Origin of the sequence: Shewanella sp. HL-SH8 (assembly GCF_051165765.1) — a bacterium.
Lineage (GTDB): Bacteria > Pseudomonadota > Gammaproteobacteria > Enterobacterales > Shewanellaceae > Shewanella > Shewanella glacialimarina.
The window spans coordinates 3,884,758-3,901,392 of sequence record NZ_CP195039.1; the positions used below are offsets into that span (position 1 = coordinate 3,884,758).

General features: G+C 39.4%; 8 protein-coding genes and 1 pseudogene. 5 read left to right on the top strand and 4 right to left on the bottom strand.

The genetic code is table 11. The features are described from left to right. Positions 1–548: 548 nt before the first annotated feature. Positions 549–2,822, top strand: a complete 2,274-nt coding sequence (gene katG / locus ACRWQN_RS17170) for a catalase/peroxidase HPI (RefSeq protein ID WP_434939084.1) — start codon at positions 549–551, stop codon at positions 2,820–2,822. Between the two features lie 430 nt (positions 2,823–3,252). After that, positions 3,253–5,160, top strand: a complete 1,908-nt coding sequence (locus ACRWQN_RS17175) for a methyl-accepting chemotaxis protein (RefSeq protein WP_434939086.1) — start codon at positions 3,253–3,255, stop codon at positions 5,158–5,160. A 178-nt stretch (positions 5,161–5,338) separates the two neighbouring features. Here ACRWQN_RS17175 and ACRWQN_RS17180 read toward each other — a convergent pair whose 3' ends face one another. Then, complete coding sequence (locus ACRWQN_RS17180) at positions 5,339–7,540, bottom strand: malate synthase G (protein WP_434939088.1); 2,202 nt, start codon at positions 7,538–7,540, stop codon at positions 5,339–5,341. A 284-nt stretch (positions 7,541–7,824) separates the two neighbouring features. After that, positions 7,825–8,775, bottom strand: coding sequence for a LysR family transcriptional regulator (locus ACRWQN_RS17185; protein ID WP_434927106.1), 951 nt, complete (start codon positions 8,773–8,775; stop codon positions 7,825–7,827). Between the two features lie 109 nt (positions 8,776–8,884). Here ACRWQN_RS17185 and ACRWQN_RS17190 point away from each other — a divergent pair, with 109 nt between their 5' ends. Further along, the gene (locus tag ACRWQN_RS17190) at positions 8,885–10,465 is read left to right on the top strand and encodes an isocitrate lyase (RefSeq protein ID WP_434939090.1); all 1,581 of its coding nucleotides are present in this window, start codon (positions 8,885–8,887) and stop codon (positions 10,463–10,465) included. A gap of 283 nt (positions 10,466–10,748) precedes the next feature. Here the strand turns inward: ACRWQN_RS17190 and ACRWQN_RS17195 are convergent, their stop codons facing one another. Continuing rightward, the gene (locus tag ACRWQN_RS17195) at positions 10,749–11,684 is read right to left on the bottom strand and encodes an AraC family transcriptional regulator (protein ID WP_434939092.1); all 936 of its coding nucleotides are present in this window, start codon (positions 11,682–11,684) and stop codon (positions 10,749–10,751) included. Positions 11,685–12,164: 480 nt separating this feature from the next. Between ACRWQN_RS17195 and ACRWQN_RS17200 the strand changes: the two genes are divergently transcribed. Both ACRWQN_RS17200 and ACRWQN_RS17205 read left to right on the top strand, forming a co-directional pair. Continuing rightward, positions 12,165–13,079 (top strand): nuclease-related domain-containing protein, encoded by a 915-nt coding sequence (locus tag ACRWQN_RS17200; RefSeq protein WP_434939094.1) that lies wholly within the window; start codon positions 12,165–12,167, stop codon positions 13,077–13,079. Between the two features lie 61 nt (positions 13,080–13,140). Next, positions 13,141–16,308, top strand: coding sequence for a metallophosphoesterase (locus ACRWQN_RS17205; protein ID WP_434939096.1), 3,168 nt, complete (start codon positions 13,141–13,143; stop codon positions 16,306–16,308). A gap of 89 nt (positions 16,309–16,397) precedes the next feature. Here the strand turns inward: ACRWQN_RS17205 and ACRWQN_RS17210 are convergent. Next, positions 16,398–16,607: pseudogene (locus ACRWQN_RS17210) on the bottom strand (IS4 family transposase); the annotation flags it as partial. Positions 16,608–16,635 lie beyond the last annotated feature (28 nt).

The window sequence follows — 16,635 nt, forward strand, 5'->3', positions numbered from 1 at the left end:
ACAGCATTCATTATGGCACAAGCCATTGTTTTACAATATTATTTATAACTTTCACAAAACAGCTAAAACCGGTTATTGTCCGGAAATGCAAAATGCTATCAAAACGAAAAAATTGCCAAGTAACCTCCATCAGGGTCTAACCTAGCTACCTCACTGTCGTTAACACTACTCTTAAGCACACATCTTTAAAGCCCTAGCCCTGCTGATTTTTTTGAGTGCATTTCAAATAACAAATTAGATGTGAGTCAGTTTTTAAAAAGCGACTTTATTGCCACTGATTACACCCTATCCCCACTTTTTACAAAGCACTACCAACGTGATGCCATGACTTATGTTGACCTAAATCATCTTTTTTTTAGATTAGAACAATCGTTTTTATTCGCTCCAACAATTTAAGAACTTCCTTATACTGTGATTTCTCAGTCATATTGCAGTAACCTAATTTGGGTCAACAAGCACACAACGTATCCGCTTGAGTACTTAGGCTTACTGCTTTGGGATTCATTATTTTACACAAAGTGAACATGATTCAACTCAAGGGAATAAACATGAAACCACAAATATTCAATAAAAAAGTCATTACAGTGCTGGTCAGCATGGCGCTGTTATCAGGCTCAGCTATAGCCAGTGATGGCGGCAAAGCAGAAATGACCAAGCCTCAAGGCGCAATAGGCACAGGCAGTGCTATTGCCAACCAGGCAAAAACCAATCAATTTTGGTGGCCTAAACAACTTAACTTATCCGCACTGCGTGACCATGATGGTCGCTCAAACCCTTATGGGGCTGACTTTGACTATGCTAAAGCGTTCAACAGTTTAGACCTTGATAAAGTTAAACTAGACATTAACAAGCTACTGACAACATCTCAAGATTGGTGGCCTGCTGACTTTGGCAATTATGGCCCCTTCTTTATTCGCATGACGTGGCACAGTGCAGGTACTTACCGAACCCTTGATGGTCGTGGTGGCGCAGGTGGTGGGCAACAACGTTTTGAGCCATTAAACAGCTGGCCAGATAACGGTAATTTAGACAAAGCACGTCGATTACTTTGGCCAATTAAAATGAAATACGGCGAAGCACTTTCATGGTCAGACTTAATCGTGCTTGCCGGTAATGTGTCGCTTGAAAACATGGGCTTTAAAACCTACGGTTTTGCTGGTGGACGCAGTGACGATTGGGAACCAGACATGGTTTATTGGGGACCAGAGGTAGAAATGCTAGCTAGCGATCGTGAAGATCGAGACGGTAAATTACAACGCCCACTGGGTGCGACTCACATGGGGTTAATTTACGTCAACCCAGAAGGCCCAAAGGGCGTCCCCGATCCACTCGGTTCAGCTAAAAATATCCGTGTGGCTTTTGAACGTATGGCCATGAACGATGAAGAAACACTGGCACTGATTGCTGGCGGACACACCTTTGGTAAAATGCATGGTGCACACAAGCCAAAAGATTGTTTAGACCCAGAACCCGCTGCAGCAGGCATTGAAGAGCAAGGCCTAGGTTGGAAAAACAAATGTGGTAAGGGACATTCAGAAGACACTGTCACCAGTGGTTTAGAAGGTGCTTGGACTCAAGCCCCAACTCAATGGACATCATTATATTTAAGCAACTTACTTAACTTTGAATGGCAGCAAACTCGCAGCCCAGCGGGTGCTATTCAGTGGATACCAACTGATGAGTCATTGCATAAATCAGTGCCAGATGCGCATGTTGCCGGTAAATTTAACGCTCCAGTTATGACAACCGCAGACCTAGCGCTGAAGTATGATCCTGAATACCGTAAAATTGCAGAGCGTTTCTTAGCAGATCCAGAAGAATACCGCTTAGCCTTTGCTAAAGCCTGGTACAAACTGACTCACCGCGACATGGGACCTGCACGTAATTTCTATGGTAAAGAAGTGCCACAAGAAACCTTAATCTGGCAAGACCCAATTGATGTTCAAACATTATCTAATCTTGATGAGTCGGGTATCAAAACGCTAAAAGGCAAAATTTTAGCCTCTGATTTAACCGTAGCAGAATTAGTCCGTGTTGCTTGGGGTTCTGCTGCAAGTTACCGTGATTCAGATATGCGTGGTGGAGCAAATGGTGCCCGTATTGCACTTGCACCTCAAAAAGATTGGGCTGTTAATAATCCAGCTGAAACCGCTAAAGTGATTAAAACACTGACCGCGATTCAACAAGATTTTAACGACAGCTTCTTCAGTAAACGCAGTGTTTCATTAGCAGATTTAATTGTACTGGGAGGCTCAGCTGCAATTGAAAAAGCCGCTAAAGATGCAGGCTATACCGTTACAGTGCCGTTTAATCCAGGTCGTGGTGATGCAACACAAGCCATGACAGATGTAAACTCATTTAATTTACTTGAGCTAACATCTGATGGCTTTAGAAACTACTTTGACAGTGAGCAAAGCTACAAGTCACCGGTGGAAATGTTAGTAGATAAAGCAGATCAACTTGCGCTATCTGTGCCAGAAATGACCGTACTGGTTGGTGGATTACGTGCATTAGATGCCAACTATCAAGGCCAAAAACATGGCGTATTGACCAAAACACCTGGCTTGCTAAATAATGACTTTTTCGTCAATTTGCTCGACATGTCAACAGTGTGGAAGCCATCGGCAGATGAGGGAATATACCAAGGTTTTGATCGTAAAACAGGCGAGCAAATTTGGACTGCAACTTCAGTAGACTTAATCTTTGGGTCTAACTCAGAGCTTCGCTCAATTGCTGAAGTGTATGCATTTGACACCTCAAAGCAAAAGTTTGTGAATGACTTTGTGGCAGCCTGGACTAAGGTGATGAACCTAGACCGTTAAGCTTCACATTGTTGAAAAAGTGCTGACAACCTTTGTGTTGCAGCACTTTTTCATTAATCACTCGTCATACAATCACTCTGCATAGCACCCACTAAAATTAGCACTAGAAACTCTCTCCACAATTGATTCAATAAGAATCAAGCGGCTTACGGCTTATAACGTAAACCAGACCCGCCAAACCAACACCTAAGAAACTCTTCGGCAACAAAAACGAAGCGTGATGACAACACAAAATTAACACAAGCAAATCAATTGCCTACATTTTAACCACCCAGATGTTTGCTACATAAAAATAACTGTTTATTTAAAAAAACAATACGATAATCACTAATAATCGCAACAATCAAGCCGATATAATAAACAATTAAAATTTGGGTCAACCTAAACCACAAACACGCTTTCAGTTTGCAGTGTGTAGGAGTCAATATTCATGAGTTTTCTGTCGACATTATCCATTCGAAATAAATTAATCACTGCCATGCTACTGGCGGTAATAGCATCAACCAGCATAGTGGCTTATGTCGGACAAACTAGTGCTAAAAACGTACTGTCCACAAGGTTAGAGCAATCAGACATGCCTAACTTATTGCAACGTATTCGTAACTCTATTGATGGTGAAATTAACCAAATGAGAGTAATGACTCAATCAATTGCTTCAAATAGCATGATCAAAATGTGGCTCGAGAAAGGCGCAAGTGTTGAAGGTGAGAAACACCTCATCCAATACTTGAAGCAAACAGCAAGTGATAATGGTTTTAGCAATGCCTCATTTACTGATTACGACCAGCAAAGGCATTGGAATACAAATGGTTTCTTAAGGGTGCTCAAGCCAGATCATGATAAGTGGTTTTTTAACTTTAAAGACAGTGGTAAAACAGAATCAACCAGTATCTATAAAGATAGCAAAGGGTCCACTGATATTTACATAAACTACCAACAACCCAATGGCTTCGGCATTGCTGGAGTATCTAAGTCATTTGATGAAATGGTGGATTACCTCAACAGCTTTCAAATAGAACAATCTGGCTTTGTTTATCTTGTCGATGGTAATGGTGTTATCAAGGTGCATCCGAATATCGATTACAAGACTAAACAAACCATTGCCGATTTATATCCTTCTATTAATAGCAATCAACTGGTAAATAAAAGTGACTTCGCCTCAGCTATGGTTGGTCAAGAGCTGATTGCATCAAGCTACATAGCAAGTTTAGACTGGTACATAGTTGCCCAAGTGCCATTAGAAGAGCTTTATGCAGGACTAGATGAATCGCGTAATAACATCATCATTACCTTTGTGATAATTGCCGCATTATTTACACTTATTAGTATTTATTTGGGTAACAGCTTAGTGCGTCCGATAAATCAACTGGCAGATACCTTTAAAGAACTGGGTGAAGGCGAAGGGGATTTAACGCAACGACTTAATGAAAATGGCAACGAAGAAATGCGCCGTTTAGCACAAGGCTTCAATGCTTTTATCAATAAGTTACACAATGTCATTCAAGAGCTTGCTACTACTACCTTTGATGTTAACAGCGCATCGCAGCAAGTCTATAAAGATGCGCTGCACTCGACAAAACTCACTGAGGTTCAACGTGATGGTGCCCATCAAGTGTCGGTAGCCATTAACGAAATGGGCAGCACCATTGCTGAAATCGCTAACAATGCTTCTGTTGCAGCACAATCAACCACCGAAGCGACTCAAAAAGCACAGCGCGCGCAAATTGTAGTAGAAGAGTCAAATTCAACTATTAATGACATGGCCACAAACATGGAAAGTGTGTCGACTAATATTGTGATCTTAGCCGAAAAAAGTGATGCGATTTCAAGCGTGTTAGATGTGATTAGAGCGATTTCAGAACAAACTAATTTACTGGCGTTAAACGCCGCTATTGAAGCAGCTCGCGCAGGTGAACAAGGTCGAGGTTTTGCCGTGGTTGCCGATGAAGTACGCAATCTTGCTAAACGTACCAGCGATTCTACCGATGAAATTCATAAGATGATCTCTGAATTACAAAATGGCGCTAAGGCAGCAGTATCATCGGTACATCAGGGCCGCGAGCAGGCCAAACTGGGCGTTCAAGCGCCGCAAAGAACTCATCAAGCTCTTGAAGAAATCGCCGCCAATGTGATACACATTTCAGAGTTAAATATTCAGATTGCCGCCGCCACTGAAGAGCAGTCAGCGGTGATCAACGAGATCAATCAGCATGTGATTAATATTAGTGACAGCAGTGATAGCAGCGCCCAAGCTTCAGCCAGTATTGAAGGCTCTAGCGAGGCACTAAAGTCAATGGCAAATGCTTTAGATGGTTTGGTAAAACGCTTTAAACTCTAATCAGTAAGGGAAATTGAATGGAGTGATAGGCTGATGATGCATAACGGATAAACGGTATCACTGATAACTATTGCCAATTTGAAGCTTAAAAAACATTCGACCACAAAAAAGCCCTAATCTTTATAAGATCAGGGCTTATTTATTGCGTTACCGCCAAAACAACGATTAACCGTAAAGATTAACCTGCTTTAGCTAGAATGCGATAAGCATGTAGTAAAGGCTCTGTGTAACCAGATGGCTGAGATTTACCTTTAAAAATCAAGTCACATGCCGCTTTAAAGGCAATGCCGTCAAAGTTAGGCGCCATATTAGTGTACAGCGGATCCCCTGCATTTTGAGTATCGACCACAGCGGCCATTTTTTTCAACGCCGCCATCACTTGCTCTTCACTGCATATGCCATGCTCAAGCCAGTTGGTTAAATACTGCGATGAAATGCGCAAGGTTGCTCTGTCTTCCATCAAGCCGACATTATTAATATCAGGCACTTTTGAGCAACCTACTCCTTGATCAATCCAGCGTACAACATAGCCTAAAATACCCTGGGCATTATTTTCTAGTTCAAAAGCAATTTGCTCATTGGTGAGTGTTACCCCTTCAGCAAGTAAAGGAATGGTCAACAAACTGTCAATGCTAGCACGTGGGCGTTGCTTAATTTTTTGCTGAACGTCTGCCACATTAATTTGATGATAATGAGTAGAATGCAGCACGGCACCATTTGGCGACGGCACCCATGCGGTGTTTGCACCCGCTTTAGGATGAGCCGATTTTTGCTCAAGCATAGCAGCCATTTCATCTGGCATTGGCCACATGCCTTTACCGATTTGAGCGCGACCTTGTAAGCCACATTCAAGCCCAATATCGACATTCCAATCTTCGTAAGCACTGATCCACTTTTGCTGTTTCATTACCGATTTAGGCACAAACGCGCCCGCTAGCATTGAGGTATGCAGCTCATCACCCGTACGGTCAAGAAAGCCGGTATTAATAAACACCACGCGATCTTTCGCAGCCCTAATACACTCTTTCAAATTAAGTGTCGTTCTGCGCTCTTCATCCATAATGCCGACCTTAATAGTATTACGCGGAAGCTTGAGCGCATCTTCTATCTTAGTAAACAGGTCACAGGTAAATTGCACTTCTTCAGGGCCATGCATTTTAGGTTTTACAATATTCACCGAACCTTTGCGGCTATTACTACGACCATTATTGTTGCCTTTAAGGTCATGCATAGCAGCAAGCACAGTGATCATGCCATCAAGTATTCCTTCAGGCACTTGGTTACCATTTTTATCCAGCACAGCATCAATGGTCATCAAGTGACCCACGTTACGCACAAACAGCAAACTTCTGCCGGGTAACGTGACTGTTTTTAGATCAGCATTCTGGTTGGCACTCTGGTTGGCATTAGCAGCGGTATAGACGCGATCGTCATTGAGCTCTCTAACGATCTCTTTACCATTTTTAGTCAGCGAAGCAGATAAATTACCTTGCATCAAACCTAACCAATTGCGATAAATTTCAACCTTGTCTTCAGCATCAACCGCGGCGACAGAGTCCTCACAGTCCATAATGGTGGTAACAGCGGCTTCAACCAGCAAATCTTTAACGCCAGCGCGATCGCTCCCACCAATGACACTGCTTGGGTCAATTTGAATTTCGATGTGCAGACCATTATTCACTAACAAAATAGCACTTGGTGCATCAGCACTACCTTGGTAACCCACACACTTTTCTGGCTGGGCTAAGGTTGTAGTCGAGCCGTCCGTTAATTGCACCCGTAACACACCCGCGTCGAGGTAATAACGGGTCACATCTGCATGGCTGCCTTGTGCTAAAGGCGAAGCGGTATCTAAGTGCTGTTTGGCAAAAGCGATAACCTTGCTGCCGCGTACCGGGTTGTATTGTTTAGTAAGCTCCGCGCCATCTTCTTCAGATATCGCGTCAGTGCCATATAGTGCATCATACAGGCTGCCCCAACGAGCATTGGCAGCGTTAAGCGCAAAGCGCGCATTTTTAACTGGCACTACAAGCTGTGGTCCAGCTTGCGCTGCTATTTCATGGTCGACATTTTCAGTGCGAACTTGAAAAGCCTCACCCTCAGGCACCAGGTAACCTATTTCAGACAGAAAAGCTTTATATGCTGCAGGATCAAAATCATTGGTGGGATGGTCAATATGCCATTGATCAATTTGCTGTTGTAGTTGTTGTCTTTTTTCTAACAGCTTCACATTAACGGGCGAAAACTCGTTAATAATATCCTCAAATTTAGCCCAAAAGGTTGCTGAGTCAATGCCAGTACCTGGGCAAATATCACTGTCGACCAGTTGCCACAATGCTTGTGCTATTTGTAATCCACCTACTTGAATACGTGCTGTCATTTTATATCCCTACCTTAATTCCTGTGCGTTGACCGTAAACTTAGCCTTAAATCATTAGCCCCAAATCATTAGCGCAAACTCATTCGCCCAAACTTATTAGCCCAAATCATGCCACTGTTAATAGCTTACTGTTCATACGCAGTAATTCTTTACTCTATATCAAAGTTATCTTATTTATCCAATTTATACTCATTATCACCACTATTCACCAAAGATATGGCAAAATGGGTTTTTTTGGTTAATTTACAACATATACGTAACTAAAAATCACAATATCAATAATATTAAACATCGCCTCTATTTATCTCTTCTGCGGTTTTAGTGATTAGTTGACGCATCCACTGATGGGCTGGATTATGCTGAAGCAAAGGGCTCCAAGCCATAGTCAATGCAATGGGTTGGATAATAAAAGGCGGCGGAACAATACTCACCCGATCATTATTGTTGTGATGACGTGCCATCTTACTTGGTATGGTTGCGATCAAATCCTGTTGCTCAGCCAACAAACAGGCGGCTTGATAATGGCGAGTAAAAACGGTGATCTGACGTTTCACCCCAATTCGCGTTAATGCTTCATCTACCCAGCCTAAACGCTGAACATCATCAGGGTTCATCCCTACCCCAACGCCCATCCCTGTTTTACTCACCCACACATGCTTAGCCTTTAAATAACTGTCTAAAGAAAACTTCTTTAAAACAGGATTATTCTTACTAATCAGGCAGCTAAAATCATCACTCCATAATACTTTTTGATGAAATGACTGCGGAATACTGTCAAAACGGTTTATCACCATATCGACTCTTCCTTGTTCTACATCAGGGAAACTAACATCACTTGGGGTCATGATATCTAAAATGATGTTGGGCGCTTGAGTACGAAGCTTGGCAATTAGCGGCGGAATTAACGTCGCTTCAGCATAATCACTTGCCATAACACGGAAGACTTTATCACTTTCTAGTGGATCAAATTTGGCGCGTGGTTGTACGGCTTTTTCCAGCCCAATAATCAACTCACTGATGATGGGTTGTAATTCATTTGCACGTTCGGTGGGTGTCATACCCTGACTAGTGCGAATAAGTAACGGATCATCAAACAAGTTTCGTAAGCGTTTTAGGCCGTTACTCATTGCAGGCTGGCTGATCCCAAGCTGGTCTGCCGCTTTAGTCACATTTCTTTCACGTAGTAAAACATCTAAATAAACAAGGAGGTTCAAGTCGATACGAGATACATTCATATGGTGAATACCGAAAATAGTAAGTATAAATTAGGCTTATTTAACCAAATCTAACTATGATTATCAACGTAATCAATTGCCGCTAATCTATTTGTTAAGGAATAAACACATGACTCACTACAAAAATAATATCGATGAAGCTGCCACCTTGATTAATTCGGAAGGTAGTGCATGGAATGCCATCAACCCAGAGTCAGTCGCTCGTATGCGTCTACAAAATCGCTTTAAGACTGGGTTAGACATCGCAAAGTACACTGCCAAGATCATGCGTGAAGACATGGACAACTACGATAAGGACTCATCGCAGTACACCCAGTCATTAGGTTGCTGGCATGGTTTTATCGCCCAACAAAAAATGATCTCGATTAAAAAACATCTTTTAACCACTAAGCGTCGTTACCTATACCTTTCAGGTTGGATGGTAGCTGCACTGCGCAGTGAGTTTGGTCCATTACCTGACCAATCTATGCATGAAAAGACTTCTGTTGCTGCCTTGATTAAAGAGCTATACACCTTCCTACGTCAAGCTGATGCACGTGAACTAGGTGGTCTTTTCCGCGAATTAGATAACGCTAAAGAGTCAGATAAAGCCGCAATTCAACACAAAATTGAAAACTTCGAAACCCACGTTGTACCTATTATTGCCGACATTGATGCTGGCTTTGGTAACGAAGAAGCCACTTACTTGATGGCAAAACAGATGATTGAAGCGGGTGCTTGTTGTATTCAATTAGAAAACCAAGTGTCAGATGTAAAACAGTGTGGCCACCAAGACGGTAAAGTCACCGTGCCACATGTTGAATTTTTAGCAAAAATTAATGCGGTTCGTTATGCATTTTTAGAGCTTGGTATCGATGACGGCGTGATTGTTGCGCGTACCGATTCATTAGGTGCAGGCTTAACGCAAAAAATTGCTGTCACTAAAGAAGCTGGCGATTTAGGCGATTTATACAATAGCTTCCTTGAAGTTGAAGCGGTTGATGCTGCAAAACTTGAAAATGGTGATGTGGTATTCCAGCAAGGTGGCAAACTGGTGAAACCGGCTCGTCTACCAAATGGCTTATTTAAGTTCCGTGCTGGCACAGGTGAAGAACGTTGTGTACTTGATTGTATTACTTCACTGCAAAATGGCGCTGATTTATTGTGGATTGAAACTGAAAAGCCGCATGTATCTCAAATCGGTGGCATGGTTAACGAAATCCGTAAAGTTATTCCTAATGCTAAGCTTGTGTATAACAACTCGCCATCGTTTAACTGGACGCTAAACTTCCGTCAGCAAGTATTTGATGCGATGCAAAAAGCAGGACAAGACGTATCAGCTTACGACCGCGCGCAATTAATGAGTGTCGATTACGATACCACTGAGCTTGCTATTCAAGCTGATGAAAAAATTCGTACTTTCCAATCTGACTCGGCACGTGAAGCAGGTATTTTCCATCACCTTATTACACTACCGACTTACCACACAGCAGCACTGTCTACCGACAACTTGGCTAAAGAATACTTCGGTGACCAAGGCATGTTGGGTTATGTTGCCAATGTTCAACGTAAGGAAATACGTCAAGGTATCGCCTGTGTTAAACATCAAAACATGGCTGGTTCAGATATCGGTGATGCACACAAAGAGTACTTCTCTGGTGACCAAGCGCTTAAAGCGTCAGGTAAAGACAACACAATGAACCAGTTCTAACACCGCTTTGATAGACTGATTTTATAGACTGATTTTGTAATAGTGCATTACAACAATAGTGACTAGCTTAAGCGAAGTTTTTGAAGTGGACATCGCCGACAGCGAAAGCTAATACCAAAAGGCCTGCTTAAATAAGCAGGCCTTTTTATGTGTCACGCTCGGGTAAAATCGTAGCGATAACACCTTTCCCCTTTGCAGCAGTATTTCAAATATACAAACAGCAATAATCATCAATGTTCATGCTATTGTGTTTGACAATGTTAGCCTTAGCGCCACTTTGCCACTACTGCTTAAACAACATAGCCTTAACTTTAACTCTAATTTCCATCTCAACATAACCATCCACTCTCGCGTCATTCAGATAATGCTCTAACATCGGAAAATTATCAGGTTCAAAACCGCTATTTGGCAACCAATCAGAATACAAACTCAGCTGAGCTTGAATAGCCTCTTCAGGTGCGCCTTTAAAATACACCACCGCATACTTGCCTTCGGGGATTTCAGTTGTCGTAAACGGTGAATGAACGTCTACGCTATCACCTATCACTATCGCAGCATCGTAACGGCACTTATCTACTGGCGTCACCGTTGGGTTGTCATAGGCAAACGCAAAACGTTGTTGCTCATCGTGTTTAATGCCATTGTTAGCCGCCCACTCTATAAGCTTGTCCCAAGTGGCAAAAATCGACTCAGGTTGATAACCTCGCGCCGAACTCAACATACACACCCGTTGGCTAACAAAGTCTTTTACTTCCACTTTCATATTTATATCCTTCACATTGGCGTTATTCATCACCTCATTGGTAATGCGACTAGGATACAAATCTGCGGGGCAAAACACTTTTCCATACTTGCGGTATATTTTTCCAATCTTGCTATCTTTTACTTTGTCTGGGTTTCTAATTTCAGACGGACTGAACCCAAAATAGAGTTTTACCGCCTTAGAAAAATTAGCACTGGATGAAAAACCACAGTCTAACGCCACCTGAGTGATTGACAATTCGGTATTAAAAATCAACATATTGGCAGCTTTTTCAAGCTTACGCCGACCAATGTAATCATTTACAGTCTCGCCCATAATGGCAGAAAAAATACGATGAAAATGATAAGGGGAAAAATAGCTCACTTTCGCCACTTCAGTTAGCGAAATGCTGTCGGTCAAATTAGCCTCAATATACTGAAGCACCCGATCTATTCGTATTTGGTATTCTTTATTCATAGGCTCCACGAGTTCCCGAGCATTAAGTAAGTACGCATTTAAAAAACAGGCAGTAAAATAACAGGCAGTAACGGGTTTTATTCTGCCACAACACACGCCAACTTTCCCCAGCAGATAAAGCTAACCGATTAACACAACACATTCAGCCATTCATTTACTACCATCAATTAGGATACAAATTAATACAAGTCATTATTCTACAATGACATTTTTGCACTTATTATCACATAAACAGTAAATATTGATTGATAGCAGCAAACAAAATCGGTTACTGTCTGAATACACAAGGAATGCAGGCTCTAATGCAGTAAAAGCGACACAAGTGATCAAACCAAAATCAGGGATGAAACCATAGCCACCGCGCTATTGTTTACACAAAGCCACAGCACACCGCTTAACGCCCTCCCCACTTTGATCTTTTTGATGCATTTCAAACTGAATATCTTAATCGTTTAGTTTACATCTCGTTCAAGGAAGATAATGACAGCTTTTTCAACCAGCGCAGTTAACAGCGTATTTTCAATCATCATATTGCTTTCAGGCATGTTTTTGATGGTGTTGATAATGCACTTACTGCTTAAATATCGTGACCACAAGGTAAAGCTGCCAGTTGATCGTGAACAGCTGTTACGCATTCCTGCATTTAGCTTACAGAATCAAATACAAGACCTACAGTTCGACTTAGTTTCAAGCTTAACCATGGCTGTAATGGTTGTCAGTTTTCCATTTGCAGTTGAAAGCATCGAATCACACATTAGCCAAAACACCTTCCCGTATACTTTCGCTTTTATTGCAATTATCGGATTAACTTATTGCGGATACAAAACATGGAAAACCTTCACCAAACTCACCAAGCTACGTTTAGGCCATACCGCAGAAATCGCCACAGCTAATGAGCTCATTGGCCTTCAAGCATTGGGTTATCAAATCTTTCACGACATACAAGCCGACGGCTTTAACATCGATCACTTAGCCATAGGTAAAAATGGCGTATTTGCCATCGAAACCAAAGGCCGCCACAAGCGGCATAAAGACCATACTCAACCCAATCAAAATGGCAGTAAAGGTTACGAGCTTTTCTATAAAGATGGTCGCTTACACTTCCCATCGTGGACAGAAACTAAACCACTAGAACAAGCCACTCGACAGGCTAAATGGGTCAGCCAATGGCTCACTAAAGCGACTGGAGAACAAATCTTTTCCAGCCCAGTACTTGTCTTCCCAGGCTGGTATGTAACCAGCCAAACACGGCCACCGTTTCCGATCATTAACCACAAACAGCTGGTCAAAACCTTACCCTCTGTCAGGACTCAATCACTCAGCCAACAGCAGGTTGATGCCATTGTGTATCAAGTGGCGCAGAGGTGTTTGAGTAAGAGCGGGGTGGGGAAATGATGATTATGGATAAGTCCGTCCCAATTATTAAACCTATTAATAAGTAACGTAGAAGGTATCAATGAAAAATATACTACATATATCAGACTTACATTTCTCGTCAAACAAGAGCTATGGTTTTAACACAGATAATATTGCAAATATATTAAATTTGCTATGTGATGATGTTTTAAAAAAAATCAATAAAGGGCTCGATGCGATCTTTATAACTGGTGATATATCATTCTCAGGCTCTAATGAAGATTTCTCAACAATATATGAATTATTTATCATTCCTTTACTAGAAAGGTTTGAGCTAACATTCGATGATATATACTTTACACCAGGCAATCATGATATAGACCGTAGTAAAGTAAGTCTTTTAGAATCTACTATGAGAAAGTATGCTAAAGATGTTGAATTAAATGATCTATCCGACTTGATATCTAATGATAAACAAAATTGGGAAAGACTTGAAAACTACCTAAGTTTCAAAGAAAAAATAAATTCACAACAAAACAAAATTATATATAACTCACCTCTAGTCACTGTCTATAAACATGAAAAAAACATGCATATTCATTGTATAAATACAGCATGGCTGGCAGAAAATGAAATAGATAAGGGTAACCTAAGAATACTAAGATTTTTGAAAAGAAGCTTAGATAAATATAATGCAAAAACAAATATTGTATTAATGCATCATCCTATTGACTGGCTTCATGAAGATGAACAATCTGAAGTAGCTAGAGAGTTAGAAAAGAAAGTAGATGCTATATTCTATGGCCACATGCATGAATTTGAACAAATGGTAACAATAAATGTATCCCAAGATATTTGCCTTAAAGTTCAAGCTGGAACTATCGATATAAGAAACAAAAATTCAGGATATTCATTTATCGATCTTCATTCAAAAAACAATTTCAAATACGGCACTATATATTACAGAAAATATGACAAAAAACTAGAATCATTTATTCCATGGACAGAAAGATCTAAAAATGGTAAAAGTGATTTTTCTATAGATGAACAAATCATATTTGACTCCACAAAATTCAGTGAACTTTCAAGAAGAATTAGAGAAAAAATTGAGTATTCACACGTCATTAATGTTGGAAGCAAGAGGGAACTTAGTCATAAACTGTCAAATATATTCATAGAACCAAAGTTAATTTCTGAACCTTCTGTTAACAATATGGATCCTGAAATTATATGCTTAAAAAATTACAATGAACTACTAAAAACCCATGGGCTTACTTTAATTACAGGTACAGAACAAGATGGCAAGACAACTTTATTAAGAAATATTCAAATAAATTTCTTATCTAATCAGTCAAAATCTAATCTATCAAAAATTGTTTTCTATATAAATGCAGAGTGCATATATAATTCAAAAACAAAAGTTTTAATGGCATTTTTGTCTGACTATATTAACCATGAATTATTAACATCATTTGAGGCTAAAGTTAAAAGTTGTATAAATGATGGTAATGCTGTTTTTTTAATTGACAACTATCATAAATCATCCACTGAAACAGCTAAGAGCATTGATATTTTTATTAATGAAAATTCAAAAAACTCTTTCATATTAACAAATAGCTCGGATGAGCTTACAAAATGTATACTTAGAACAAAGAATAATTACGATGGAAAAAGGCATTATGCATCAATAGGTAGCATTGCACGTGTAGATATTCGAAAAATAATTTCATTAAGACCTAACATAGCGAAAATATCCAGTGAAGATGAAATATTTAAGAATATTGTTAAACTTGTAGACAACTCACAGCTCCCACACAATCACTTTGTTTACTCGATATTATTAGTTATTTACGAAAACAAAAATGAACTAGTAGGTATTATTAGCGAAGCAGATATAATAGAAAATTACATAGAAATATTGTTACAAAAACATTGTATCGATATATCTCTTAAAAAACCACCTTACAAAGTTTTAATACACTTGATGGGCTATATATCAAAATGGTTATTATTAGAAAGGAAGACAAACTTTCAAAAAAATGATTTTTATAGAAAAGCACTTGATTTTGAAACATTAACATTCCATAAATATGAAGTAAGTAATTACTTATCCCCCTTAGTAAATAGTGGAATAATTACAATTAAAGATGATGACTCTTTAGAGTTTTCCAACTCGTGTTTCTTTAATTTTTTTATAGCATATTTCATGGGGATGGATATAGATTTAAGGAACTACATTTTCTCTAAAGACAATTACCTTCACTTAAATAAAGTTGTTGAATACTATTCTTCACTTAACTCTTCCAGTTTCGACGTTCTTACCTTTATCGAAGAAAAGATTTATTCTTTAAAAGAGAAAATCTCAATTGAAGTTAAAAAACATCATAAAATTGATCTAGACTCAATTGAACTAGATGAAATATCAAACATCTCATTCTTGGATATAGCATCCTCAATAAAAGAAGTAGAACAAAAAATTGAAGAATCCAAAAATGACAAAGATAGCTATGATGAAAATCTAGACCAGATAAGACCATTAAGTAATAGAAAGACTAGCAATGATCAATTATCTAAATTAGATAAAGATTTTGAAGAACATCAACAAAGTCTAGATTTAACACTCAGATATAAACAAGAGCTAGCCTTGTTTTCTAAAGTATTTAGAAATACAGAGTTATTAATGGAACCTGAGAGAGTACTAAAAATATTTGATGTAATTATAAAATCATATGTATTTCTAATAAAACTGGATGTAACACGTTTAGATGAAGAAATTGTTATGCCATTACTAATACCTCATATAGAAAACCATCTTGAAAAGACTGATATCACTGATGAAATAAAAGAAAGCCTAATAGATACCGTTAAATTTTTTCTATCTATAATTAGAGCTTCCATACCTAATGTAATTGAAGTATCAATGTCCAATGATTTATCTACAAAAAAACCAAGATTTATTAATATATTAAATAAAAAAATTGAAAGCACAACAAACTCAACGGAGGAAATGTTATTGAGATTTCTTCTTTTAGAGATTGAAAGAAAAGAGTTCAAAGAGCATATTAAACATTTATTAAAGTGTACTGATAAATTCACGAGCAATACTTTATTTTTAAAGCTAATACAACTTATGCAAGAAAGGCATGATTTTTCAGATGATGAACTAAAACTACTTAAAAAGACCATAAAAGGCTTAATTGATAAAAATAAAGGTGTTGAGTCAGATGCATTTATACGTTTCGCAAATAAAGTGAAAACAATAAATTAATTGTCTTAATTAGTAATAAGTGGTCGGAGTCTGAGGGGGCTCCAAGAATTTTGATAAATGGCGTCAGAGTCTGAGGGATCCCCACGAATTTAATAGCATGCTTGTGGATCCTTGATTAACGATTGTAGCGTCTTAATTCCTGCTCGCCAGTGAGACTTCAGCAGCCTCAAAAACTTATCTTTGTAAGCGCTTAGTCCTATAAATTGATTTGATAAAACATTACGGTGCTTGATTGAATTAGCTTGGTATTGTCTATGCTTATCAGCCGCTTTAACTGCCAACCCTAACAGGTATAACAGGATAAGTGGGGTAGAGTCTGAGGGATCC